Source organism: Verrucomicrobiota bacterium, assembly GCA_016200005.1.
Lineage (GTDB): Bacteria > Verrucomicrobiota > Verrucomicrobiia > Limisphaerales > PALSA-1396 > PALSA-1396.
On record JACQFP010000069.1, the window covers coordinates 47,489 to 72,636 of the forward strand.

Here is a 25,148-nt window from a genome sequence, read left to right on the forward strand (position 1 = left end):
ACCAACGAGTGTCAATAACCGAAGGCCTCGATGGATGGTTGGAGAATTTCCAGGCACGGCTCCAATTGCCTCGCGTAATTGTTCCAACGGCCAATTGAACTGGTGTAAAGCGGCCGGCTGACGGCCTCGTAGGTGGGCGAGGCAACGGCCTTTTGCTTGAGCCGCTCGCGATAGTTCATCACGTGCGCTTCCCAGGGCAATTCCAGAAAATCCAGCGCCCGCCGCGACTCGCGTTCCAGATTGGCGACGCAATCTTCGTAACGGACTTCCAGCCACGGCGAACAGATTATTTCGCGCAACTTTCGCCAGATTCCCAGGTCATGCGCGTAGCGACGTGCCGTGCGCTCCAATGTCAGAAAGCAAACGCTGTTCGTATTGAGCGGCAGGTATTGCATGAAACAACTCAGCACCACGTCGCGTGGATCGCGCAGCGAAATGAGCAGCTTCGTTTCCGGAAAGAGACGCAGCACCGCGGGCAGGACAAGTGTGAGCGAAGGATTCTTGTCGAGGTGGATGCGGTCACCGATGGGCTCGTTCAACGCGGCCGCCATGTAACTAAAATAACGCGCGCGCTGAGCGGCCAATCGCTCCAGGGGAATGGCGTCCAGCGCAGCCGCCGTTGGCAGCCGGGTCTTGTCGCTCAGCCACATGGCCGGAAAGATGTCGCGCGCGAAGGCCTCGCGTTCATCAGAACTCACCAGCCCGGAATGACTGTCCAACACCTGCTCCAACAACGTCGTGCCAGAACGGGGAAAGCTGGTGAGCGCGGCCGTTTTTTGACGGGTGAACGCACGTCCCGCCTCCGCCCAATTCTGGAAATGTTTTGCCGTAAGTGAATTCGTCAGGTCGGACAAGTGTCGTTGCAGGTTCTCCGACTCGCGGTGAAGCGGCGCGGCCTCTCGAAGCAGAATCTCCTTGCAGCGCTGCATGGCCTGCATCGCCTCCTCGAATTCCGCGCGGCCGTCGAGCATCTGCGCAACCTCCGCCCAGGCCTGGGCGCGGACCTGTGGGTGGGCGTGATCGTTGCTGGCGAGTGCCCGAAAGAGAGACTCCGATGCAGTTTCCTCCTTCATCCGGCGAAGCAGGCGAGCCTTGAACAGTTTTGCCTCCAGATAGTCCGGCTCAGCTTTGAGGCAATCTTCGATCAGCGCATAAGCCTCTTCCAGTCGGTGCCGACGCTCGTAGAGAATGGCCAGCTCCAATTGAGCGTCCGGAATTTGTTTTGTGAGTGCTAGGACGCGTCGAAAGCAGTCGATCGCCTTGTCCGGTCGAAAAAACATGCGGTAGCTTTGGCCAGCCAGGTGAAGAATATCCGGGCGTTGCGCGCCCAGCTTCATCAGCCGGTCGAGCATCGCTTCGGCCCGCATGATTTCAAAGCGAGCGCCCAACGCCCGGCTGGCGTCAATCAGTGCCACAAGGTTTTGTGGATGCGTCCGGACGGCTTTTTCGAACAATTGCAGTGACTCATCAAAGCGGTTGAGTTGCCAAAGCGCCCGCGCCTGCTGCAATTCTGAAAGGTCAACTCCGAGCCCGGGAATGATCGTGGGCTGTTGCTGGGCGGGGCCATAATTTCTGTTGGTGCGCTTGGCCATGTTGTCGGCGGTGGGTGGAAGCGAATCACAAAGTGCCTGGTTGCCGAAAGCAAAAAAGCCACCTCAGAACGTGTTCAATTACAAAATCAACCCGGCGTGGCTGAATTCACCGGCCATCCCCCCAAAACTGGCCATTGTGAATCTCATCATTCAAAGTATGCTCGCACAAAACCCATGCGGTCCCGAACCTCAAAAATATCCAGGCGCGCAACAATGTCGCACCGCCTGACAATCCTAAGCCGCCACGATAATCGTTCCGACCGGGCGCAATTGATCGACACTCGGATCGCGCGCTGCCAGCCCGGCTGGTCCTTGCCGCGAGAGTTTTATTGCGACGAACCTGTTTACCGCGCTGACGTTGACCGCATCTGGCGGCGCGGCTGGCTTTTTGCGGGCCATTCCTGCGAGATTCCGAAATCGGGTGATTACTTCACGTTGGCGGTGGATACGGATTCGCTCGTCATCATTCGCGGCGACGACGGCCTCGTGCGCGGATTGCACAACGTCTGTCGCCATCGCGGCTCGCTGATTTGCACCGAGCCGACCGGTCATGCGGCCAGGCTGGTCTGTCCTTACCACCAATGGACGTACAGCCGCGATGGGCGATTGCTCGCGTGCCGTGGCATGCAGGAGGATTTGGACAAGTCACAGTTCGGCTTGCGTCCCGTCCACGCGCGCGAAGTTGAAGGATTGATCTACATCAGCCTTGCGGACGAACCGCCCAGCTTTGATCCCGCCGCGCAACGGCTCGCCTCGCTGGCGCGGCCTCAAGGCTTGCAAAAGGCGAAGGTCGCAAAGGCCGTTGATTACCTCGTGAAGGCAAACTGGAAACTCGTCTGGGAAAACAATCGCGAATGTTTCCATTGCAACTTCGGCCATCCGCAATACATCAAGGCCAACTTCGATCATTACAACGCGGATGACACCACGCCCGGCCTCAGGAAGAAAATCGCCGCCGCGGTGGCGCACAGCGAACAGAAGTGGGCCGCTGCCGGTCTGGCCGCCACCCACAAGCAAACCGGGATGACGGTTTTTCCCGCCGCCGAAAACAACATCTGGTTTTCCGCCAACCGCACCGCATTGGTGGATGGCTACGTGAGCGAAACGATGGACGGCAAACAAGTCGCCCCCCTCATGGGCGATTATCGCGAAGCCGATGTCGGCACGTTGCGGATGCGGTCTCTGCCGAACTTTTGGAACCATTCCAGTTGCGACCACGCCGTCAGCACGCGCTTGCTGCCCGCCGGACCCCAGCAAACCGCCGTCCGGGTTTACTGGCTTGTCAAGGCCGGGGCTGTGGAAGGCAGCGACTATCAACTGGAAAAGGTGATGTCCTTCTGGCAACTGACTTCCGAACAGGATTGGGAAATTTGCGATCGCCAGCAACGCGGGGTCAATTCCAGCGCTTACACTCCCGGCCCCTATTCCACCTACAAGGAATACAACGTGGACGGCTTTGTGCGGTGGTATTTGCAAACAATGAAACGTGAGGCGTGAAAGTGAAGTGAACCATGGCCCCACGCTCACCCACCCATTCATGCATCACGCATCACGTCTCAACCACTCCCCAGTCATTCGACTCGAAATTCGTCCCCATAAGCGAGAGCAACCTCAGCCGCAGCCCATGAGCTTTCCTCAATTCGCCCAGTTGTTGACGGAAGCGCAAGTGCAGCGCACGCACGAGGCGTCGCTGGAAATTCTTCAACAGGTCGGCTTCGAGGTTCAAAACGGGAAGGCCCGCGAGATTTTCAAGCGGCACGGATGCGCAGTCGGCGAAAACTCCCGCGTGACGTTTCCGCCGCAGTTGGTCGAAGAATCGCTCAAGTCCATCCCGCCTCAGTTTACTTTCCGCGCGCACCAACCGGAGTTCGATCGAACCATTCCCGACGATGCCCCGCTGACGATGACGGCGAGTTCCGCGCCGAACCTCATTGATCCGGTGACACAGGGACATCGCCTTGCGACGAGCGAAGACCTCGCACGCATCGCGCACCTGATTGATCAGTTGCCCGGCATTGATCTCTTGTCCGTGCCGACGCTCGCCGCCGACGCGCCCCCCGGCCAGGAGAGCCTCACGCGCTTCTACACCGCGCTCAGGTATTGCCGCAAACCGATCCGGGGCAGCGCGGCGCCCGGCGACGACGCGGCGGCCATCCTTCAACTCGCCTACGAAATTGCCGGCAGCGAGGCGGCCTACCGCGAGCGTCCGTTCATTACCCATCACCATTGTCCGGTGATCGCCCCGTTGCGGATGGACGAACACTCCACGGGGTTGATGATCTTTTATACGGAGCAAGGATTGCCCAATCACCCGACCATCGTGCCCAACGCAGGCCTGACTTCACCGATGACGCTGGCCGGAACGCTGGCGCAGGGCAACGCCGAGTTTCTCGCCTGCGCCACGCTCACCCAATTGGTCCGCCCCGGCACGCCGATGATTTACAGCACGCTCTCCACGGTCGCCGACGTGCGGACAGGTGCCTACGCGCCCGGCGGCATCGAGTGCGGCATGTTGAACATGGCTCATGCGCAAATGGCTCGGTTTTACCGCGTGCCTTGCGCCGGCTACATCGGGCTGACGAATTCCAAGCTTGTGGATGCGCAAGCCGGCTACGAGAAAGCGCTGTCTTGCATGGGCGGCCTGCTGGCGGGGATGCACGTCCTGCAATTTGCCGGCTTGCTCGAAGCGCTGCTGACGTTCGATTTCGGGATGGCCGTCGTGGACAACGAGATTTCCTTGATACTCAAGCGCGTTGCTCGCGGCATGGAGTGGAGCGAAGCCAGCCTGGCGCTCGATGAAATCAAAGCCGTCGGCCCGTCCGGCATGTTCGTTGACACTGAACTGACCCTCGAACGCATGAAGGCCACGGCGTTCCTCCCTGACGTTGCCGACCGTGAGAGTCGGGAGACCTGGTCAAAGAAAGGCGGTTTGGACACCGCGGACAAAGCGCTGCTGAAGGCCAGGAAAATTCTGGAGTCGGATTGTCCGTCGCTGTTCTCACCGGAAGTCGAGACCCGGATTCGCCAGCGGTTCCAGGGCATGGTCGCCGGTGACTTTAAGGTGATTGAGGGCCGGATGCCGGCGAGCTGTGCGCCAACGGCAGCGGCGACAAGAGCCGCAATGGTGAAGAGAAACGAAGGAGTCGCCGCTTGATCACATAAAGAATCGCGAGGCCAGAACATTTGCATCGCATCACCGCTTTGGATACAAAAGGAAAACTGTGGACCCAACCAGCAAGACAGCCGACGCCATCATCATCGGTGGCGGCGTAGCCGGTTTGAGCATCGCCATGCAATTGGCCATGCGCCGCCAGCGCGTCGTTGTCCTCGAACGCCAGCGCCTTGGCTGCGGCTCCAGCGGTCGCGCCGCCGGATTGCTCGGCCAGTTGCGCGGCACGGCCGAACACACGCGCATGTTGGCCGATGGCTTGGAGATCGTCAAAGACCTCGAGCAACGCGCGAGCGTCGAGATTTATGTGAAGACCGGTTCGCTGCGCATCGCCGAAACTCCGGAACGCGCCCAGGAAATCAAGGACCTGGTCGCGATGGGCAAATCCATCGGATTTAACATTGACCACATCTCGATCGCGGAAACCGCGCGGCGGTTGCCGTACATGAAGACCTACGATCTGATCGAGGCTTGTTTCTCTCCCACGGACGGTCACCTGCAGCCCGCGGAACTTGTGAGCGCCTACCACAAAGCTGGCAAGGGTCTCGGCGTTCGCTATGAGATCAATTGCCCGGTTGAACAGGTCATCATCCGGGGCGGCCAGGTCAAAGGAGTCAAAACTCCGCGCGGAGAATTTCACGCTCCTGTCGTCGTCAACGCCGCGGGCCCGTGGTCGTATCTCGTTGCCGATCTGGCCAAGGAGACGCTGCCCACCGCCGCCATTGGCCACTACTATTTAACCACGCGACCCGACCCCAATCATCCCGTGGATCGGCTCAGCCCGGCCGTGCGCAATCGTCATCACCGCCTCTACACGCGACCCGAAAGCGGGGGCCTCATCGTGGGCATCTACGAAGCCGAGCCGGTCGAGTATGACATGGAGAAACTGCCGAAAGATTTCGACATGAGCGCCATGAAAGCAGCGCGCGATAGCATGAATGTCGCCTTGCTGATCCACCTCGCCCAACAACGGTTTCCCTGGATCAACGAGCGCACGCCCATGACCATCAGCACGGGCATCATGACCTTCACGCCCGACGGCAAAGGGCTGTGCGGACCGCTGCCCGAGGTGACGGGTTTGTTCCATTGCTCCTGTTGTTCCGGACACGGCATCATGCAAAGCCCGATCGTCGGCAAGCTCATGGCCGATTTGATCCTCGACGGGAAAACCAAATACGACCTGGATTTCATGGCGGCCGACCGTTTCCATGACCTCCCGGGATTCCAGAAGCGCGCCGACATCAAGCGCAAGTGCTACGACATGTACGCCAGCTACTATGGTCAGGTGGAAAAACCACATGCCGTTACTTCGAAGCCGTGACACAACATCTGATATGGCTCCTCCTCATAAACCTCGTAGCAGCGGACGTGAGTCTGCTCCATCTGAATTCCCAAAAAGTCAGAGCCGACTCACGTCAGCTGCTACGGTTCAGAAAGGTGCGACGACGCTGAATCGAGGCGGCCAAAGTTATCGCACGTTGTGAAAATTCTCGTCCCCATCAAACGTGTCCCCGACACTGACCAGAAGATTCAGGTCAAACCCGATGGCTCGGGCATCGTGACCGACGGATTGCCTTTCGTGATCAATCCTTTTGATGCGATCGCCGTCGAAGAGGCGTTGCGGATTCGCGAGAGATCCACCGACGCGGCCGAAGTGCTGGCCGTCAGCGTCGGCACAGAAGCCTGCAAAGCCCAACTCCGCACCGCGCTGGCTATGGGCGCGGACAACGCCACGTTGATCCTGTGCGATGCGCCGCTCGACCCGTGGAATGTTGCCTGTGTCCTCAAGGCGTTCGCCCAGCGCTATCAGCCCGACTTGATTCTCATGGGCAAGCAAGGTGTGGACGATGACCACGGTCAGACCGGCCAGATGCTCGCCGCGCTCCTCGACTGGCCACAAGCGACCTTCGCCTCGAAAACCGAGTTTATCACCGGCGGCCTGCGCGTGACCCGCGAAACCGACGCCGGGCTGGAAATTGTTCGCGTCTCCTTGCCCGCTGTCGTCACCGCTGACCTTCGCTTGAATGAACCTCGTTACGCCTCGATGACGAGCATCATGAAAGCGCGCAAGAAAACCATCGAGCGCATCACGATGGCGGACCTCGGCGTAAACATTGAGCCGCGTGTGGAAGTGCTCGGCCTCGAAGCCGTCCCTTCGCGGCGCAAAACCGTGCGCGTCGGCAGCCTGGATGAATTGCTCGTCAAACTGCGCGACGAGGAAAAAGTGCTGTGAAGGCAAAACCATGCGCGTCCTGATCCTCTGCGAACACGATGGTAAAGGCATCCGGCTCGGCAGTCGGTCCGCCGTTGCTTTCGCCAACGCGGTCGAGGAGCAGACGCGCGGCAGCGTCGAATGTCTCCTGCTCGGCCACTCGCTCGCAACGGTCGCGCAGGACGCGGCGGCGTACGCTCCGGTGCTGGTCGCCGACCATCCCGCGCTCGCGAACCCCGTGGCAGATCGTTACGCGAAAGTCATCACCGACTTGGTGAAGGAGCGCGGTTTCGACCTGGTCGTCGCCGCGGCGACGACCTTTGCCAAAGACATTTTGCCGCGCGCCGCGGGCGTTCTTGGCGGCGCGATGGCCAGCGAGGTGATCGGGCATGAATTCCGCGAAGGCCGGCTTTGTTTCCGACGACCACTCTTCGCCGGAGCGGTTGTCGCGACGGTCGCGCTGCATGGCAAACCGCAAATCGTCACCGTCCGCCCCTCGGCTTACGCGCCCGCCAGCGCGCGCGCCGAATACTCAGCCATCACGAACGTGACCATTGATGAAGCAAGCCTGCCGAAGAAAACTGAATTCGAGGCGCTGCAATCCAAACTTTCCAACCGCCCCGACGTGACCGAAGCGCGCATCGTCATCTCCGGCGGGCGCGCCATCAAGAACAGCGAAGACTTCGAGCGTCTGGTCGGCGGGCTGGCCGACAAACTACACGCGGCGACGGGCAGCTCGCGGGCCTTGGTGGACGCCGGCATTACTCCAAACGCTTTTCAAGTGGGCCAAACGGGCAAGGTGGTAGCGCCTGAACTGTACATTGCCCTGGGGATTTCAGGCGCGGTGCAGCACCTGGCGGGGATGAAGAACTCCAAGACCATCGTCGCCATCAACAGCGATCCGGAAGCGCCGATTTTCGAAGTGGCCGACTATTGTCTCGTCGGAGATGTGTATGAAATCGTCCCGCAGTGGATTGCCGGACTCAATGGAAAATGACGGCCGACGAACCATCATGAGCAAACTCAAAGACGCAAAGATCGTCATCATCGGCGGCGGCGCGGTTGGTTGCGGAACGGCTTATCAACTGGCGCTGGCGGGCGAGACCGATATCCTCGTCATCGAAAAAGAGCCGTCGGTCGCCGCCGTAACCTCAGCCCAAGCGGCCGGACTGGTCGGCCAGGTGCGCACCACCATCGAGCGCACGCAACTCGCCATGTGGTCGGTGAAGACCTTTTCGGATTTGCAGAAGGACACCAAAACCAATCCGACCTGGCGGCAGGTAGGATCGTTGCGCGTAGCGTTAAACGCCGCACGGGTGGCAGAATTCAAACGGATGAAGGCGATCGCCGACCGCGCGGGATTGGAAGCGGAATTCATCACGCCGAAGGTCGCGGAAGAGAAATGGCCGGGGATGAACTTTTCGATGGCCAAGGCGATTCTTTGGTGTCCAACCGACGGCTATTTGCAGCCGTATGATTTGACCGCGAGTTACTGCTCGCAAAGCGGGCGGCGCGGCGTGCGATTCAGCGTCAACACAGCGGCGGAACAAATCCTGATGCATGAGGGCCGCGTCACGGGCGTGGTAACCAACAAAGGAACGATCCGATGCGACGTCGTCATCAACGCCGCCGGAGCGCACGCGTTTCACATCGCCAAACTCGTCGGGCTGCAGTTGCCGATCGTGCCCGTGCGCCACGAATATTTTGTCAGCGTCCCATGCGATGGGCTGACGCCAACTTTGCCTGTCATCCGCGTTCCTGACCTCAGCCTTTACATCCGCACCGACGTCAATGCTTTGCTCGTCGGTGGTTGGGAGCCGAATCCGCTTCACACCGACCCGCAGAAGTATGCGCTGAACGGAAATCCGCCCGGCATCGAACCGGATTGGGATGTCCTGGCGAAGTTTGCGCAAGACCTCGTGCCGCAATTCCCGAAAGTCGCCGACCTCGGCATCCGGAGTGTTTTCAAGGGCTGGCCAACGTTCACGCCGGATGGCCGCTTCATCATTGGGCCAACCGCGAAAATCAAAGGCTTCGTCATGGCCGGCGGCTGCAACGCCCACGGGGTTTCGGGTTCGGCCGGCATTGGCCGCCACGTTGTCGAATCCCTGCTGGAATCCCAGCCCTCACCCTACGTCCAAAGCCTCGGCCCGGATCGATTCACGGAAACCAGTTGGAACTGGGACCAAGCTCAAACTCAAGCCGCGCACGTTTATGAAACTTACTATGGCCTTTAACTCGCAACCCCTTCACCTTGGCCGAAGCAACGAATCTCCGCGCCCGTTCGGATTTCGGATTTCGGATTTCGGATTTCCCGGTCGGCGTCTCGTCATCCCGGCTGCCCCAAGATGCCTTGTGCTCGCCGCGTTGCTCCTGCTCACCGGCCCATCACTCAACGCGACTTCCACCAAAACGGAGAATGTCTTTCTGATCACTGTCGACGGCTTGCGTTGGCAGGAAGTTTTTGGCGGCGCCGAGGCTTTGCTGATGGACAACCAAAACGGCGGGGTGGCTGATACCAACCGCCTGCGCCAGATGTTCGGGCGCGAAACACCGGTAGAACGCCGGGCGGCGCTCCTCCCCTTCTTCTGGTCCGTGATTGCGCAGCAGGGACAGCTCCACGGCAACCAGAACAAAGGCAGTACCGCCGTCCTGACGAACGGAAAAAAATTCACCTACCCCGGCTTCAATGAAATCTTCACCGGGTTTGCCGACGACCGCATCGACAAAAACGAAAAGCGGAACAACCCCAACGTGAGCGTACTGGAATGGCTGCACCGCAAGCCCGCCTTCACCAACCGCGTCGCCGGCTTTGCCAATTGGGATGTCCATCCCTACATTCTCAATGCCGGCCGCAGCGGCATCCCCGTCTGGACCGGCTACGAAAAAACTCCCACCGCCAAACGCGGCTCGCGCCTGGAACTGGTGGAAAAACTTTTCCGCGACACGACACCACTGTGGCCGGACATGAACTTTGATTCCTTTTACCTCCACGCCGCGGTCGAATACGTCACGGAAAAGAGGCCGCGGTTGGTTTGGATCGCCTTCAGCGAAACCGACGAGTGGGCCCATGAGAGTCGCTACGACCGTTACCTGGTTGCCGCTCGCAAAATGGACGACTACGTGAAAACTTTATGGCTGACCGTTCAATCGCTGCGTGGATATCGCGGCAAAACCACCTTCATTCTCACTTGCGATCATGGCCGTGGCAGCGGTCCGAGCGAGTGGAAAAACCACGGCGCTAACGTTGCCGGCGCCGAAAACATCTGGCTGGCGGTGCTCGGCCCGGACACACCACCGCTGGGAGAGAGAACCAACGTGGCGCCGATTGGTCAAAACCAGATCGCCGCCACCCTGGCCGCTTTGGTCGGGGAGGATTATCACGCCGCCGTGCCCAGGTCAGGCCCGCCCATCGCTGATTTACTGCCGGTCGCTGGCCGGACTTTGAAGAACAATCCCGCCGCTCGTCCTCGCTAGTTGCTTGCGACATAAAACAAAGAATCATGTATCCACCTGTTCGCTATGCCATCACGAAACAACCCAGCGCAACCAGCGAACCAAGCCAGAGCACGATGAAAACAAAATTCTCCAAGGCTTCCTCTGCACGCCGTTCTCTCACCAAGTAACCTTGAACAAAGTCCAGACGCGGCGCTTCGACAATCACTTCGCGGCGCGCCAATGTCGCGAGGCGCACCACCTTGCTGTTCCCTTCGGTCACGGAATTACGTGGCGTTTCCTGGCAGCCGAAATCTTCGCCCGCAGCCGGCGCAGCGATTGCAGTGCACTGTGCCAGCGACCGTCCGTCGGGAGCATCCGTTGGCCCAGACGGTACAACCTCCTCCTCGCGCAAGCCGAAATTGTCGCCCGTTCGCAGAAATCTCACCAATGGCGCACCGGCAATCTTTACCGCTTCATCAACCATGTTCATTGTTTTCATATCCCAATCCTAAATCAAGCCGCTGACCTGCACAGATGCAGACCTCGAAATAAATAACCGGAACAGTTCCAAACATCACCGAAACTGTGCTGGCTCTCTTTCTCCCGAAGTGTCACTATCTGCCGAGCGGATAACACGTATCATCGCCCTATGGTTACAGAAAGTTTGTCTCCCAGCTTTTCCGCGTCGCATCGTTTGTACAAGCAGGTTGCCGAACGCATCGTTCAACTCATCGATCACGGCACATTGCGGCCGGGCGAACGCATTCCTTCCGTCCGCAAACTCAGCACGCAGCAGGACGTCAGCATCGCCACGGTCATGCAAGCCTATCGTCTGTTGGAAAGCCGCAGCGTGATCGAAGCGCGCCCTCAATCCGGTTATTACGTCCGCGCGCGGAGTTGGACACAACCCGCTGAGCCGGAGATGACCAAGCCAGCGCCCAGCCCGACCAAAATCCGCGGCAGCGAGTTGACCATGCAGGTCATTCAGGCCATCCGCGATCCAGCGTTGGTCCGGCTTGGAGCGACGCTGCCCGCTCCCGATTTATTTCCCAACAAGGAACTCAATCGCACGATGGCTTCCGTGGGCCGTCGTCATCCGACACTTGCCAACAGTTACGATCCGGCGCCCGGCAATAGTGGATTACGCCTGCAAATCGCGCGTCGTGCGTTGGATGCGGGCTGCGCATTGTCGCCCGATGATCTGGTCATCACTTGTGGTGCGACGGAGGCGCTCAACCTCTGTTTGCGCGCCGTCGCCAAGCCCGGCGACACCATCGCCATCGAAACCCCGACGTTTTTCGGCATCTTGCAGATCATTGAATCCCTCGGCATGCGCGCCTGCGAAATCCCCACCTATCCGCGCGAAGGGGTTTGCCTCGATGAACTCGCAAAGCGACTCAAATGCTGCCGCGTCAAGGCCTGCGTGTTCACGCTCAACTTCAGCAACCCGCTCGGCAGTTGCATGCCGGATGAAAAGAAAAAGCAACTCGTCGAACTGCTGGCCGAACGCGAAATCCCGCTCATCGAAGACGACATATACGGCAATCTCCCCTTCGCGCCGCTGCGTCCGAAAGTAGCGAAGGCGTTCGACAAGAAAGGACTCGTGCTGCTCTGCGATTCGTTCACGAAGACTCTTGCGCCGGGCTATCGCATCGGCTGGACCGCGCCGGGCCGCTTCAAAGCGCAGGTCGAATACTTGAAATTCGTGAGCACGAGCGCCACCGCTACGTTGCCGCAAATGGCCGTCGCTGATTTTCTGGCCAACGGCAGCTTCGATCATCACGTGCGCAAGATCCGCCGTTATTACGCCGAACAAACCCAGCGCATGACCGCGGCCATCAGCCGTTATTTTCCCGCCGGCACCAAAGTCACGCGCCCGACGGGCGGACTGGTGTTGTGGTTGGAACTGCCGCCGGCCATCAACTCAATGGAACTGTATCGCCAGGCGCTGCGGGAAAAAATCAGTATCGCTCCCGGCCCGATGTTTTCGCCGAAACAAAAATATCAAAATTTCATCCGGTTGAGTTGCGGCAATCCGTGGTCGGAAAAAATCGAACAAGCCATGGTCAAGCTGGGCCAGATGATGGCGCGGAGGATGTGATGGGCAACTGTCGAAGAATTCTAATTTCTTGCCAACTTCGTCTCATCAGTCAATCTATTGACGATGACCGTGGCCGCTTCACCATCTCGTCCCAAAGGCTGGTTTTGGTTGGGCAACATGCCAGATTTTCGGCGCGATCCGCTCGAATTCCTTGAACGTTGCGCGCGTGATCATGGCGATTTCGTTCCGCTGCGCTTCGTCAATCGGCGGGTCTGTTTGGTGAACGCGCCGGAGGACATCGAGTATGTGCTGGCGACCAACAGCCGCAACTTCCGCAAGACCCTCGGCTACCGCACACCGTTCATGCGGCGGCTCTTCGGCGAGGGATTGTTGACGAGTGAAGGCGACTTCTGGCTGCGTCAACGGCGTTTGGCACAGCCAGCATTTCACCGGGAACGAATCGCGACTTACGCCAATATCATCGTCGAGTTTGCAGAGCGGATGCTGGCGGCGTGGAAGCCGGACGAAACCCGCGAGATTCATCGCGACATGATGCGGATCACAACCGAGGTGGTTGTCAAAACCCTGTTCAATTCCACCGTGACCCGCGCAGTTGAAGAAATCAGCGACACGACCGCGGTGCTGGAACAGTTCACCACGCAATGGAGTGTCTGGCGATTTCTCGGCAGCTACCTGCCGACGCCGAACGCGCGACGTTTTGAAGGAGTCGTGCGTCGCCTCGATGAATTTATTTACGGCCTCATTGCGGAACGGCGCGCCAGCGGCAAGGACGCGGGCGATCTGCTGTCGATGCTCCTGATGGCGCAGGACGACGACGGAAATCGGATGAGCGATCGGCAGGTCCGCGATGAACTCACGACGTTCATGGTGGCCGGCCTGGACACGACGGCGCTCGCGTTGTCGTGGGCGTTTTATCTTCTATCCAAGAATCCGCAAGCCGACGACGAACTGGCGGTGGAACTGGATGCCGTGCTCGGCGGACGCGCGCCGCGCTTTGCCGACCTGCCGCAATTGCGTTACGCCGAAAAAGTGGTGAAGGAGTCGATGCGATTATTTCCGCCAGCGTGGGTGATCGGACGTGAGGCGATCAACGATTGCGAAATCAGCGGTCATCGGATCGCAGCCGGCACATCGCTGATCATCAGTCAGTGGTTGAAACACCGTGACGCGCGTTATTTTGAGAATCCCGAAACGTTTCGACCGGAACGCTGGAGTGACGAATTCGTCAAACAGTTGCCCAAGTACGCTTACTTCCCGTTCGGCGGCGGACCACGCATTTGCATCGGCAATTCATTCGCCATGATGGAAGCAACGTTGGTGTTGGCAACCGTGCGGCAAAAATTCCGGCTGACTTCATCGCCGGGCTACGCCGTGACACCCTGGCCGACGATTACGTTGCAACCGAAGGAGGGAATTTATTTGAAGGTCGAGAGCCGCGAGAATAAACCACAAAAGTCGAAGAAAGACGCAGCCAAGTGCGTGGTTTGAACTTCAGAATGCCGATCCGACCTGATGCAGTCGGAGTTGGGAGCGAGCGCGCTCATCGCACCTGAATCGTTCTAACGAGCCGTCGTCAGTTCTTTAAGCTTCGCGTAAACGACCGGGTCGTCTGCCGCGCCTTGAAAGGAGAATGGAAAAGTTTGATTCACCTTGAGCAGCATCAAACCCCAGGACGCGCCGTTGGCGATGGACAACTCGGCGGCTTGCGCAGCGATTATGCCGACTTTGTCGTCCTCGTTGCAAACAATCGGCTTCTTGAATTTTTTCAAAGCCGCGATCCGTTCCGGAATAGTCTTGAGCGAAACGCCGTTAAAGTGAATCAACAAAAAGTCGCTCGCCTGCGCGACACTGTCGGGCAAACGACCATCGCCAATTCCGCTGGTGGAGACGAGCAATTCAGGCGCCGTCCGTTTGGCGAGACGCATCAACTCCACTTCGCCTTCAGGCGTTTTCAGGAGCCGATGGTCGAATCCTTTGTGCGGAAATTCATTGACGATTTCCAGACCGACGTTCGACAATTTACGTTTCTTGATCCAGTTCACGACGTTGACCACGCCCGCTCGCACGGCTTCCTCGTTCTTTAGGATTTGGTCCTGCCGCTGATAGTAACAACCGAGGATCACCACGACGCCGTTGCGATCACACGTTTCAATAACGCGGCGCACGCGCTGCAAATATGAAGCGCGCAGCGAGCCATCCAAATTGAACGCCGAGTTCACCGCGCCTTCGTAACCCGGCGTGCCGCCTTGCAGACAAATCGTGAACGCGCGAACGCCATGCGCCGCGTAGTCAGGGATGTGAGCGATGAATCTGTCGGTGTTGGCTTCGGAGTCGAAGTCCGGCCGCTTGCGATCCTCGAACACCGCGTTGACCATGCGGACATTCATGAGCAGTCCTTCGGCTTTCGCGCCGCGATAAGTCACTTCGCCGTTGATATGCCACTGGCCATTGGTGATTGAAACCCGTGTGCGCGGTGTGAATTCAGGACGCTTGGATGCCGCACCTTCACCAAACAACTGGAAAGCCAAAGGCAGCAGCGTGAGAAAAACAAATGCGGTTACAGCGCGCTTTTTGTTCAACTCTGACAGTACAACCTTTTGTCTCATATGAGAGAAAAGGTTGTACTGTCGTTGACACCGACGGATGAGCAATGAACCTGCCAGGCGACACCTTTGCCGTCGCGCGTGTTTCATGGCGTGTGTTTTGCAGTCCACCATTTGTCCAAGACCGTGCGGAGATGCAGAACACGCGTTGATTCCTGCAGCACTAGATTCCGTTCTTCCTCAGGATCGTTCGCCAGATTGTAAAGCTCCGGCCCGACGTTTTTATCGGTGAAGGTGATCAGCTTCCAATCGCCTTCCCGCACCCAAAGATGCGTCAAGTTCAACGACGGCTTGTTGATGTCCACGGCGGTGTGCAGATAAATTTCGCCGAACACCGCGTTGCGTTTGAGTTTGGATTTCCCGGCGGCTACGTCGAGCAGGTTCAGACCCGGCATCGCTTTGGGCGGTTTCATTCCGCAAGCAGTGAGCATCGTCGGCGCGAGATCGATCGTCGAAACCAGATCGTTGTAGCGACCGGCCTTGGTGTGACCGGGCCAACGAAGCATCACGGGCGTGCGCACTCCGCCGTCGTACGGCGACAACTTGCTCTTCGGGGCGAACGAACCGCGCGTGGTGCGGACGCCGCCCGTTTCCTGAATCCAACCATTGTCCACGACGAACACCACCAGAGTATTTTCGCGCAATCCTTTCTTGTCGATATAATCGAGCAACTCGCCGCAGGTTTCGTCGAACCACTCACACATCGCCCAGTAGCGGGCGACTTTATCGTTGCGTCCTTCGACGAGATATTTCTTGAGAATTCGTTCCGGCGGGTTGTGGGGTTCGTGCGGCATCATCGGGGCATACCAGAGAAAGAACGGTTTGCCCCGCGCTGTTTCAACGAAATCGTAAATTGGTCGCAGGGTTTCTCGCCCGATTTTCAAACCCGCGTCGCCGTGACGACCCTTCTCCGTCATGCCTTCGGTGAAACCGCCGTTCGAGTAATGGCCCTCCCAGAATTTTCCCGTCTGCAAACTGCGATAGCCGGCTTGCTGGAGCAATCGCGGCACGGTTGGCGCATTCTTAATGAACGGATGCATCGAGGTGCGATCAACGCCATCCGGCGGATCGTTGCAACAAATCTTATGCTGGCTGGCGTAAAGACCGGTCAGCAACGTCGCGAGACTGGCGCGGCAGAGCGACGTGGGCACGTAACCGTTCGGAAACACCGCGCTGTCGGTGGCGAGCTTGTCCAGATGCGGCGTCTTGATGACGGGATGCTCCATGAAGCCGAAGTCTGTCCAGCCTTGATCGTCAGAGATGATCATCACGACGTTGGGTTTGGTTTGTGTTGCGGAAGTCGCAGTGGCGTTGACCACCAGACCCAATCCGGCAATCAAAACGAGGATGAGCAAGCGTTTGTTCATGGATGGCTTTGTTTGTTGAACACGATGGCAACTTTCTCATCCAAATCAATCCGCGTGTTTGGAAGAATTGCGCTTGCTACTTCGCTCCCAAGACGATTTGTTTTCCGCTCGTTGCTCAAACCCGATGAAACCGGCGCATCTAATCCTCCTGGCGGTCTTGAATCTTTTTTGGGCGGCTTCCTATTCGACCTTCAAGGTGCTGACGCCGTATCTGGATTCGGGCGAAGTGGTGACGCTTCGGTTCTGCCTGGCCGCAATCGTCCTGGTGATCCTGTGGCCTTGGCTACCGGGAAAAATTCCGCGCGGGTTCGATCTGGTGAAAGCGAGCGCCATGGGGATCATCGTCTTTGTGCTCGCGCCGCGGTTGCAGGTCGCGGGCGTTCGCCAAGGTCAGGCCAGCGATTGTTCGGTGCTGATTGCCTTGGAGCCGTTGATTACCTCCATCGCGGCGGCGATTTTTTTGCGAGAGCACATTGGTCGTCGACGCTGGGTGGGGTTCAGTTTCGGCTTGTTGGGGGTGGTGCTGCTGGCGCAGGTTTGGCGGGCGGATTTCAAGTTGCCTGGTTTGACGGCCGATTTGCTTTTCATCGCGTCGTTTGTTTGCGAAACCACTTACTCGGTCATGGGCAAACCGTTGATCGCGCGCGCCGGGTTTATGAAAGTCTTGGGTGTCGCGATCGTGAGCGGAGCGGTAGTCAACTTGTTGCTGGACGGTCACGGTACGATTTTGGCGGCGCGGACGATGCCGGTGAGCGCGTGGGTGATCATGGGCTTTTTGTCGCTCATCTGCACGCTGGTCGGTTACAGCGTCTGGTTTGTGGTCATTCGTGAAACGGAAGTGAACGTGACGGCGCTGACGATTTTCATCCAGCCTGTGGTGGGCATCGCGGTGGCGGGACTTTGGCTCGGCGAACCGCTGCATCGCGGACAATTCTGGGGCAGCGTGGCGATTGTGACTGGCCTAGTGATTGGATTATCGAGGCAAGTTAAGACCGAGACGATGTAGAAAGGCACGGTCCGGGCAAGGCTCACACAATTTCCAAGCGAAGTGGTGTCCGAATGGGATAAGGACTCATGGGGAGGGGTGGCCGCAGGGCCGGGTCAGGAGCGGTTGATTCCTTTTCCCAGAGAAATGGTGTGGCAATCACTCTGGTCAGACGTTTTTGGCCGCCAAGTCGGGTGAGGCATTGTCCTGCAGCACGTCGGTGACGATTTTCCTTATCCTGGCCAGCTTGAAGGGTTTGGTGAGGTACGGGTTGCCGGTGGACCGCAGGAAGGCTTGCGTCTCTTCGTTCACGACATCGCCCGTCAGAAAAATGATGCGCCGCGCCAGATGCGGCTTTTTCTTCTTCGCCAGTTCGTAGAACTGCTGGCCATTCAGTCCCGGCATGCGGAAATCCGAAATGATCAGGTCAAAATTCCGCTTGCCGAGCAGTTCGAGGGCATGGGCGGGAGCATGGCTCAAGGTGGGGTTGTGACCGAGCAGGCTCAACATCTCGCCCAGCATTTCCGCGATGGACGGTTCATCGTCCAGCACCAGAATATCGCCTGCCCGGGCCGGCGGCGTGTCGGCCTGGGCGGAGAGAAAGGTTGTGTCGGACGAAGCGGAGCTCGGGAAGGGTTCCGTCACCACGGGGAATTCGAGAAGAAAAGCGGCGCCGCCGAGGGAGGAGGGTTGATAGAAGATGCGGCCGTTGTGCTCGGTCATGATGCCGTGCGCTATGGAAAGTCCCAGCCCGGTGCCGGTGCCGACTTCCTTGGTGGTGAAAAACGGCTCGAAGATTTTCGTCTCCAATTCCGGCGGCACACCGGGGCCATTGTCTTCCACCAGGATTTGTATCAATTCCCCGTTGCGCTGAGTTCGAATCTTCAGGCAACCCGGTCGGGATGAGTCGACCATGGCCTGCAGCGCGTTGTTCATTAGATTGATGAGCAACTGCTGGATCTGGTCGGCGTTGGCGGCGGTGGGTGGCAGGTGGGGGTCCAGTTCGAGGTGCAATTCGGTTTTCGCGACCAACAGTTCGATTTTGCGCAACTCGACGACACGTTGGATCAACTCATTAAGATTGACCAGGTCGCGCCGCGCGGGTTGCTCGCGGGCCAGCGACAGAAAATTCATCACCAGTTTGGCGGCGCGATTACTCTCGCGCACCACTTTCCCCAGGTCAGTGCGCGTTTGCGGACTCAACTGGTGGTGGTCGAGAATCAATTCGAGATAGCCTTTGATGACCGCGAGCGGATTGTTCAATTCATGGGCGATGCCGGAAATCATCTGGCCGAGAGCCGCCAGCTTTTCGGACTGGCGCAATTGCTGTTCCAGACGGGCGCGCTCCGTCAACTCGCGCAATAAAAACTGGTAGGCGGGCTGGCCGTCAAAATCCAGCGGGGCGGCGTCCACCTCGAACGGTTTAACCTCGCCGTTTTTCCTCACCAACATCAACGGCTGTTGGCGGCGAATCAAATCAAACCAGTCGGCTCCGGTGTAGGGCTTCGAGCAGGTGCCGCCCCGCAATTGACAAAACGAGGTCAGGGCATGCCGCGCGGCTTCGGTGTGACTGACTCCCAACACGCGTTCCGCGGCGCGGTTGACTTCAAGGATGAGCAGATTTTCCGTATTGGTGATCACAATCGCATCACCGGACTGGTCGAACAGACTACGGTAGCGTTCCTGCGTCAAAAAGACTTTCGTCTGCAAGGCGTCCCGCTCGATCTTGCGCGAATGAACCTGGTGCAAAGTCAGTTGATGAGTGTGCCGGACCTCCTCTAAAACGAGGACGATCATGCTGACCGCCAGCAACAACTGGAGCGCGGCGGAGATGAACAACGCCATGCTGACCAGGTCCTCGGTGTGTTCCATCAGCGGGTAGCTGATCATGTAAACGCCCCAGAGAAAAAAACCGAGCGCCAGCAATGTGGCGCCGATGAATTCGCGCTTCCGGCGGTAATTGAGGAAACACCACGAGATCAAAATGCTGCTGACTCCGATCAATCCAAAAGTCGCCAGCTCGACCCACAGCGGATCGTCCAGGTGGTAGGAGCCGAGATAACTGCACGTCAGCAGGAATCCCATGAAAAAAACCAGCAGCCGCTGGCGGACGCGCCGGCCGAGAAACCGCAATCCACCCCAAAGCAGGAACACCGCGGACACGCCCACGCACCATTGCTGCACCATCAACAAGAACGGGGGGCGTTGTGCTCCATGAAAGCCAAAGCGAAGAGTGATCCACAGCGCGTAAAACAGCCAGGCCGTGGCCCAGATGGTGAAATATCGGCGTTTGGTGTAACGGTTGAGGTAATAGAACAGGGCCACCAATACCCAAACACTGAGCAAAGAAACCAGCAGCCCCGCCTTCAAGTGTTCGCGGCTGAAATAAAGGTCAAAACCAAATTGGTTCATTCAACTGATCCTGGGATGCAATTACTCCGCGGGCGGGCGCGACGCAATCACGAAAGAGAGCAAGGGCCAAGGAATGTTGATGTTCCAAGCCGGCTGCTCAATCCCGACCGGCGTCCGGAACCTGCCGCTGGCTAGTCCCCGCGACCACAGCGGGTGGCCACGATTATTGGTTACGCCTTCTCTTCGATCAATTCGCGCCGGGCACCGCTCAACAGTTGTTCGATAAAGTTGGTGGAGTAAACACCGCGCCGGAAATTCGGGTCTTGAAGAATTGCCTGTTGGAAGGAGATCGTCGTCTTCACCCCGGTCAGCATGTATTCACTGAGGGCGCGACTCATCTTGTCCATCGCCTCGCGCCGATCTTTGCCGTAGGTGATGAGCTTGCTGATCATCGAGTCGTAATGGGACGGGACGGTGTAGCCGGCGTAGGCGTGACTGTCCACCCGCACGCCGCGCCCGCCGGGGGAATAATACATTTCGATTCGTCCGGGGCTGGGACGGAAATCATCAAACGGGTCCTCGGCATTGATGCGGCATTCGATGGCGTGACCTTTGAATTGGATGTCGCTCTGGGAATGGCGCAACGGTTCCCCCATGGCAATCATGATCTGATAGCGGACCAGATCGATGCCGGTCACTTCCTCGGTGATGGGATGCTCCACCTGGATGCGTTTGTTGACTTCGAGAAAGTAATAATTACCCCGATCATCCACGATGAATTCGACCGTGCCGGCATTGGTGTAATGCGCCAGCTCGGCAATGCGCACTGCCGCTTTGCCGATCTTGTCCCTCAACTTGCGATGTCTGCCCTCGATCAACGGGGAGGGCGTCTCTTCAATCAACTTTTGGTTGCGTCGTTGAACTGAACAATCGCGCTCGCCGAGGTGAATGATGTGACCTTTATGGTCGCCCAGGATTTGAAACTCGATATGGTGCGGGTTCTCAATCAACTTCTCGATATAGACACCCGAATTGCCAAAGGCTTTATCCGCCTCGGTGCGGGCGGTGTGAAAGCCTTTGACCAGTGAAATGTCATTGTGCGCTGGCCTCATCCCGCGTCCGCCGCCACCGGCCACCGCCTTGATCATGACCGGATAACCAATCCGTTTGGCCGTCACGAGCGCGTCCTGCTCATTATCCACCAAACCATCCGAGCCGGGAGGCACCGGCACACCAGCCTTTTTGGCCAGCGCACGGCTCACCGCCTTGTCTTCCAAAGCGTTCATCGCCCGGGAGCTCGGGCCGATAAAGCGGATGTTACAACTCTCACAAACATCCGCAAAGTGGGCGTTTTCAGAAAGAAACCCGTACCCCGGATGAATCGCGTCCACGTCGGCGATCTCTGCCGCGCTAATGATGCGGTCGATCCGCAGATAACTCTCGCTGCTGGCCGCCTTGCCGATGCAGATGGCTTCGTCGGCCATTTGTGCGTGCATGGAGTTGGCGTCAGCTTCCGAATAAACGGCCACCGTGCGGATGTTAAGCTCTTTGCACGCGCGAATGATTCGAACGGCGATCTCTCCTCGATTGGCTATCAAAACTTTCTCAAACATGTGGTTTAGAGCGGAAGCGTTAGACTTAGCCAGTCAGTCTGGCTTGGATCAACAAAGCGACACATTCATTAACTCGTCATGTGGGACGAATCTTGAAAAGTGGTTGGCCGAATTCGACTGGTTTGGCATTTTCGACCAACACTTGTGTAATCACACCTTTGGCCTCGGCTTTGATTTCGTTCATCACCTTCATCGCTTCAATGATGCAAACGACTGTGTCGGGATTCACTTCCGTGCCGACTTCGGCGTAATTACCTGATTCCGGCGACGGCGCCCGGTAAAACGTGCCAATCATGGGAGACTTGATATCCAACTCGCCTGACGCAGGCACTGGTGGTGGAGGAACCACGACTGCCGGGGCTGCAATGGCTGCAGGAGCGGGAGCATAAGTAATCACCGGGGCGTCTTCAGTCTGAGGCACGCCCGCCGCGCCACCCCCTACCCGTTTGAGTTTGATTTTGAAATCCTGCCGCTCCAACTCGAATTCCGAGATGGAGTTCTTCTTCATCAGGTCGATGATGGCTTTGATATCCTTCAGGTCCACAATCAAGTTTTGGTTAAAATCAGCTCTTAGGGTCGGTTTCCAATGCTGTCGTCACTTAAGCAAAAAAGCAGCAGCCGAACTTCGGCCCTGCTTGATTGCTTATTTCAATTGCTGGCGAACGTAAACAGGAACGAAAAACGCGTCAAGTAGTAAAAATTGTCACGCTAAAACCTCCAAAAAACAACGCCAAAATGCCTAATTAACTTGGATTATCACTTCTCGTTAACATTAACGGCCGCTTCGAGCGCCAAAACGTAGGAGTTTGGACCGAACCCGGCGATCTGCCCAACGCAGACCGGTGCAATGAGTGATTTATGACGGAATTTCTCCCTCGACTGTGTGTTTGATAAATGAATCTCGATGGTCGGAACGCCAGTGGCCGCGATGGCATCCCGGAGAGCCACGCTGGTATGGGTATAGGCCGCCGCATTCAGAACAATGACATCGAACCTGCCTTTGGCCTGCTGTATCCAAGCGACCAACTCACCCTCCACGTTCGATTGGCGAAAATCCACCTCCGCGCGGAGGCTCGATGCCCGCTCCCGGACTCTTGCCTCGATATCCGCAAGCGTCGTGCGTCCGTAGATCTCCGGCTCGCGCTGGCCGAGCATGTTCAAGTTCGGACCGTTTAGGAACAAGATCTTCATGTTCGAGGAAGGAGGTTAGGCCTGCGTCGTCCGATTGTCGAATGGATTTGCGGTTCCGCCAAAAAGCCAGCCAAGCAGACTGAAAGCTGTCCACGCCAAGGCCGGAATGTACAACCCAAACTCAACCATGCCTTGCAAACCCCAGCCCAACAGCCCAACAAGGACTGCGAACGGCAAAGCGCCTTTCGATCGCCAGACCCGCCGACCGAGCGTCACCAGCAAAAGTCCGACCCAGGTGGTGTAGCTCAGTCCCCCAATGATTCCCGAATCAGAAAATTGTTCCAAGTAGTCGTTGTGCGTAAGCCGCGCCATCTCCGCGTCGGGAGACTTCAGCCGCGCATAGGGTCGTTGGAAAGTGCCGGGGCCTGTGCCGAAGACAGGATATTCCATGGTGATCCGCGCTGCTGCGCGCCAATAATCGAACCGTGCGCCAACACTCGTCGCGCCCGCCGCGAAGTAGCCTTGAAATCGAAAGGCAAACACCGTCAGCCCCACCACCGCCATCACTATCAGTGCCGTCCCCTTCCATCGCTTCGGCCAGTTGAGTCGGAACACCGACGCGCCGCCAAGCGCCAGCGCGATCAACCAACCGGACTTTGAGCCCGTCCAAAACAGTCCGGCACCGCCGAGCAGAAGCGTCAACGCGATGACGACCCTCCTCGTGAGCGGTCGAAATTGGCGCGTACTGTTCACGGCCAGTGCGATGGCCAGCGGCCACAGCATGAGCACGAGCCCAGCCAGCGCATTGGGATACATCAGCGTTCCATGCACACGCCCCTTCGCATATTTCGCCATGATCACCGGATTCGCCACCTCCATTCCGTTCGTGGAGATGATGAATCCGTCACGCTTCATCTCCTGAACCACTCCGGGAGGAAAGTTTGTCCAGCCGCTCCGCTCACCTTCGAGCAAGACTTGCCGTTCCTGCGGAAACTCGAACAATCGCTGATTGGCCGCCCGTACCAGGCAAAACGTAAACGCCGCCAGCACACCGATCAGCATCCAGCGCAAGGCGCTTTCCGGCCCCATCACCAAGGCACCGAGAAAGTAACAAGCCAGACATCCCGCAAATTGCCACAGCGTCGCCTCCGTGAGCGTGCGATCCACTGTCTGGGTTGCGGAGACAAGTTGCCATCCGAACCACACGATCGGCAGCACCCACAACCACCATCCGCCTGACCAATGCACCTTCTTCTTGCTGGCCAGCCACGCGCCAGACATCACCAGCCACCCCAGCAGCCAGTTGGCCCAGTGCGTTGGCCAGGCATCGGTCCACGCTGCGGATAGCGATACCGGGGGAGTAATCTTGGCGTCCAGGATGACGGGATTTCCGAATTTCAAAATCGCCAGCCCGAGGAAAAGTCCAAACACGAGCGCGTAAAGTTCCTGCAAAGTGAGGGAACGTCGTGGCGCGTTTGCGGGAGTCGGACTCACAATTTGAGCTTCAGCAGGCCGACTTCCAACACCAAGGCTTCCTGCACATTTGTTCTGAGCAATCTTTGAGTCTGCTCCAGCACTTGCAGATTCACGACGGCCTGATTTGGCGGAATCCTCTGCGCCACCTGCCGGGCGCTCTCCAGCCGTGGGAGATTCAGCAACTCATTCACTCGCATGGAATGCCCCGCCTCGCGGTTGCCTTCCGGCCGCAGCACCAGCGTCTGCAACCAGACATCGCGCAACCACCATTGCAGCCCCAGCAGCAAATCCTCCCGCTGCCGGCGATACTCCGCTTCAATCGCCGCCGCCAGTTCCTCCTCCCACTTCTCCCGCAACTCCGGTTCAACATCCGGGTAACGCTCCAGCGGTGAACGCTCCGTCAACGTTTTTTCGATTTCCGTTTTGAGGGAGGCCAGTTTCTTCAACAAAACTCCCAGCAGCCGATACCGGCTCAGCAATCCTTTCTGTTCAGCCGCCGCCATTTCGCCGAAGTTCGCCAGCCACCCAGTTTGCGCGGCATCCAACACCCGACCGCCCTCGCCGGCAAAGTTTAGCCGCAAGCAACGGGAAAGAATCGTCTCCAACACCCGCTGCGGCTCGGTCGTGAGCAGGATCAAAATGGATTTCGGAGGCGGCTCTTCCAGGGTTTTCAGAAATGCATTTGCCGCCTGCACATTCAAACGGTCTGCCGCCACGATCACCGCCACCTTGAAATCCGCCTCGGTCGGTTTGAGATGAATCTCCTGCATCAAGTCGCGCATCTGCTCGATGGTGATGACGCGCGATTTTGATTCCGGCCGCACCCAGTGCACGTCGGCGTGATTGTCATGGTCGATCTTGCGGCAGTTCAAACACTGATCACAACTATCAACGGCCGGGGCTCCGGTCTTATTTCGCATTGGCCGCAAGCAATTCAGTGTCTTGGCCAGTGTCCGGGCGATGCCTTCCAATTCACCGAGCGAATGTCCGGTGAAGAGATAAGCGTGCGCCAACCGTCCGCGCTCCAGGCTGCGCTGCAACAACTGCACCACCTGTTCCTGTTCGGGAAAATTCTTGAATGCCATTGCCGTCCATATAAACACACCCCGCGAAGAACGTAACAAAAAATTTCTGCCGCGGGCAGAGGT

General features: G+C 58.1%; 20 protein-coding genes. 10 read left to right on the plus strand and 10 right to left on the minus strand.

From position 1 onward, the window contains the following. Nucleotides 1–11: 11 nt before the first annotated feature. The gene (locus HY298_23495; GenBank protein MBI3853226.1) at nt 12–1,592 is read right to left on the minus strand and encodes a sulfotransferase; all 1,581 of its coding nucleotides are present in this window, start codon (nt 1,590–1,592) and stop codon (nt 12–14) included. Nucleotides 1,593–1,805: 213 nt separating this feature from the next. Here HY298_23495 and HY298_23500 point away from each other — a divergent pair, with 213 nt between their 5' ends. From HY298_23500 to HY298_23530, 7 genes are all read left to right on the plus strand, one after another. Further along, the gene (locus HY298_23500) at nt 1,806–3,089 is read left to right on the plus strand and encodes an aromatic ring-hydroxylating dioxygenase subunit alpha (protein ID MBI3853227.1); all 1,284 of its coding nucleotides are present in this window, start codon (nt 1,806–1,808) and stop codon (nt 3,087–3,089) included. A 127-nt stretch (nt 3,090–3,216) separates the two neighbouring features. Then, nucleotides 3,217–4,746 carry a trimethylamine methyltransferase family protein gene (locus HY298_23505; GenBank protein MBI3853228.1) on the plus strand — a complete coding sequence of 510 codons (1,530 nt, stop codon included), beginning with the start codon at nt 3,217–3,219 and terminating at the stop codon, nt 4,744–4,746. Between the two features lie 67 nt (nt 4,747–4,813). After that, nucleotides 4,814–6,082: an FAD-binding oxidoreductase gene (locus HY298_23510; protein MBI3853229.1), complete on the plus strand. Its 1,269-nt coding sequence runs from the start codon at nt 4,814–4,816 to the stop codon at nt 6,080–6,082. Between the two features lie 159 nt (nt 6,083–6,241). Next, nucleotides 6,242–6,994, plus strand: a complete 753-nt coding sequence (locus HY298_23515) for an electron transfer flavoprotein subunit beta/FixA family protein (protein MBI3853230.1) — start codon at nt 6,242–6,244, stop codon at nt 6,992–6,994. 10 nt (nt 6,995–7,004) lie between these two features. After that, complete coding sequence (locus HY298_23520; protein MBI3853231.1) at nt 7,005–7,970, plus strand: electron transfer flavoprotein subunit alpha/FixB family protein; 966 nt, start codon at nt 7,005–7,007, stop codon at nt 7,968–7,970. Between the two features lie 16 nt (nt 7,971–7,986). Further along, complete coding sequence (locus tag HY298_23525; GenBank protein ID MBI3853232.1) at nt 7,987–9,210, plus strand: FAD-binding oxidoreductase; 1,224 nt, start codon at nt 7,987–7,989, stop codon at nt 9,208–9,210. After that, nucleotides 9,188–10,450 (plus strand): AP protein, encoded by a 1,263-nt coding sequence (locus tag HY298_23530; GenBank protein ID MBI3853233.1) that lies wholly within the window; start codon nt 9,188–9,190, stop codon nt 10,448–10,450. Before HY298_23525 ends, HY298_23530 begins: the two co-directional genes overlap by 23 nt. 43 nt (nt 10,451–10,493) lie before the next feature. Here the strand turns inward: HY298_23530 and HY298_23535 are convergent, their stop codons facing one another. Continuing rightward, nucleotides 10,494–10,910 carry a hypothetical protein gene (locus HY298_23535; GenBank protein ID MBI3853234.1) on the minus strand — a complete coding sequence of 139 codons (417 nt, stop codon included), beginning with the start codon at nt 10,908–10,910 and terminating at the stop codon, nt 10,494–10,496. 150 nt (nt 10,911–11,060) lie between these two features. On the opposite strand from HY298_23535, the gene HY298_23540 reads away from it, so the two are divergent. Continuing rightward, the gene (locus HY298_23540; GenBank protein MBI3853235.1) at nt 11,061–12,512 is read left to right on the plus strand and encodes a PLP-dependent aminotransferase family protein; all 1,452 of its coding nucleotides are present in this window, start codon (nt 11,061–11,063) and stop codon (nt 12,510–12,512) included. A 63-nt stretch (nt 12,513–12,575) separates the two neighbouring features. Further along, nucleotides 12,576–13,961 carry a cytochrome P450 gene (locus HY298_23545; protein MBI3853236.1) on the plus strand — a complete coding sequence of 462 codons (1,386 nt, stop codon included), beginning with the start codon at nt 12,576–12,578 and terminating at the stop codon, nt 13,959–13,961. Between the two features lie 71 nt (nt 13,962–14,032). Here the strand turns inward: HY298_23545 and HY298_23550 are convergent, their stop codons facing one another. Next, nucleotides 14,033–15,079 carry a hypothetical protein gene (locus HY298_23550; protein ID MBI3853237.1) on the minus strand — a complete coding sequence of 349 codons (1,047 nt, stop codon included), beginning with the start codon at nt 15,077–15,079 and terminating at the stop codon, nt 14,033–14,035. Nucleotides 15,080–15,162: 83 nt separating this feature from the next. Continuing rightward, nucleotides 15,163–16,443, minus strand: coding sequence for a sulfatase (locus HY298_23555; GenBank protein ID MBI3853238.1), 1,281 nt, complete (start codon nt 16,441–16,443; stop codon nt 15,163–15,165). A 124-nt stretch (nt 16,444–16,567) separates the two neighbouring features. Between HY298_23555 and HY298_23560 the strand changes: the two genes are divergently transcribed. Beyond that, entirely contained in the window at nt 16,568–17,449 is an 882-nt protein-coding gene (locus HY298_23560) for a DMT family transporter (GenBank protein ID MBI3853239.1), read from the plus strand. Between the two features lie 147 nt (nt 17,450–17,596). Here HY298_23560 and HY298_23565 read toward each other — a convergent pair whose 3' ends face one another. The 6 genes from HY298_23565 to HY298_23590 form a co-directional block, all read right to left on the minus strand. Next, nucleotides 17,597–19,840: a response regulator gene (locus HY298_23565; protein MBI3853240.1), complete on the minus strand. Its 2,244-nt coding sequence runs from the start codon at nt 19,838–19,840 to the stop codon at nt 17,597–17,599. Nucleotides 19,841–20,010: 170 nt separating this feature from the next. Continuing rightward, a complete protein-coding gene (accC, locus tag HY298_23570; protein MBI3853241.1) occupies nt 20,011–21,393 on the minus strand; it encodes an acetyl-CoA carboxylase biotin carboxylase subunit in 1,383 nt (460 codons plus the stop codon). Between the two features lie 76 nt (nt 21,394–21,469). Then, nucleotides 21,470–21,937 (minus strand): acetyl-CoA carboxylase biotin carboxyl carrier protein, encoded by a 468-nt coding sequence (gene accB / locus HY298_23575; GenBank protein ID MBI3853242.1) that lies wholly within the window; start codon nt 21,935–21,937, stop codon nt 21,470–21,472. A 212-nt stretch (nt 21,938–22,149) separates the two neighbouring features. Next, entirely contained in the window at nt 22,150–22,584 is a 435-nt protein-coding gene (gene aroQ / locus HY298_23580; protein MBI3853243.1) for a type II 3-dehydroquinate dehydratase, read from the minus strand. Nucleotides 22,585–22,599: 15 nt separating this feature from the next. After that, nucleotides 22,600–24,018, minus strand: a complete 1,419-nt coding sequence (locus tag HY298_23585; GenBank protein MBI3853244.1) for an O-antigen ligase family protein — start codon at nt 24,016–24,018, stop codon at nt 22,600–22,602. Further along, on the minus strand, nt 24,015–25,085 hold the full coding sequence (locus tag HY298_23590) for a hypothetical protein (protein MBI3853245.1): 1,071 nt from the start codon (nt 25,083–25,085) through the stop codon (nt 24,015–24,017). The genes HY298_23585 and HY298_23590 overlap by 4 nt, the downstream gene beginning before the upstream one ends. Between the last annotated feature and the right edge of the window lie 63 nt (nt 25,086–25,148).

Coding starts and splice junctions, on each gene's coding strand:
- HY298_23495 (MBI3853226.1), bottom strand. CDS start 1,592: ATGGCCAAGCGCACCAACAGAAATTATGGCCCCGCCCAGCAACAGCCC.
- HY298_23500 (MBI3853227.1), top strand. CDS start 1,806: ATGTCGCACCGCCTGACAATCCTAAGCCGCCACGATAATCGTTCCGAC.
- HY298_23505 (MBI3853228.1), top strand. CDS start 3,217: ATGAGCTTTCCTCAATTCGCCCAGTTGTTGACGGAAGCGCAAGTGCAG.
- HY298_23520 (MBI3853231.1), top strand. CDS start 7,005: ATGCGCGTCCTGATCCTCTGCGAACACGATGGTAAAGGCATCCGGCTC.
- HY298_23525 (MBI3853232.1), top strand. CDS start 7,987: ATGAGCAAACTCAAAGACGCAAAGATCGTCATCATCGGCGGCGGCGCG.
- HY298_23530 (MBI3853233.1), top strand. CDS start 9,188: ATGAAACTTACTATGGCCTTTAACTCGCAACCCCTTCACCTTGGCCGA.
- HY298_23535 (MBI3853234.1), bottom strand. CDS start 10,910: ATGAAAACAATGAACATGGTTGATGAAGCGGTAAAGATTGCCGGTGCG.
- HY298_23540 (MBI3853235.1), top strand. CDS start 11,061: ATGGTTACAGAAAGTTTGTCTCCCAGCTTTTCCGCGTCGCATCGTTTG.
- HY298_23545 (MBI3853236.1), top strand. CDS start 12,576: ATGACCGTGGCCGCTTCACCATCTCGTCCCAAAGGCTGGTTTTGGTTG.
- HY298_23550 (MBI3853237.1), bottom strand. CDS start 15,079: ATGAGACAAAAGGTTGTACTGTCAGAGTTGAACAAAAAGCGCGCTGTA.
- HY298_23555 (MBI3853238.1), bottom strand. CDS start 16,443: ATGAACAAACGCTTGCTCATCCTCGTTTTGATTGCCGGATTGGGTCTG.
- HY298_23560 (MBI3853239.1), top strand. CDS start 16,568: ATGAAACCGGCGCATCTAATCCTCCTGGCGGTCTTGAATCTTTTTTGG.
- HY298_23565 (MBI3853240.1), bottom strand. CDS start 19,840: ATGAACCAATTTGGTTTTGACCTTTATTTCAGCCGCGAACACTTGAAG.
- accC (MBI3853241.1), bottom strand. CDS start 21,393: ATGTTTGAGAAAGTTTTGATAGCCAATCGAGGAGAGATCGCCGTTCGA.
- aroQ (MBI3853243.1), bottom strand. CDS start 22,584: ATGAAGATCTTGTTCCTAAACGGTCCGAACTTGAACATGCTCGGCCAG.
- HY298_23590 (MBI3853245.1), bottom strand. CDS start 25,085: ATGGCATTCAAGAATTTTCCCGAACAGGAACAGGTGGTGCAGTTGTTG.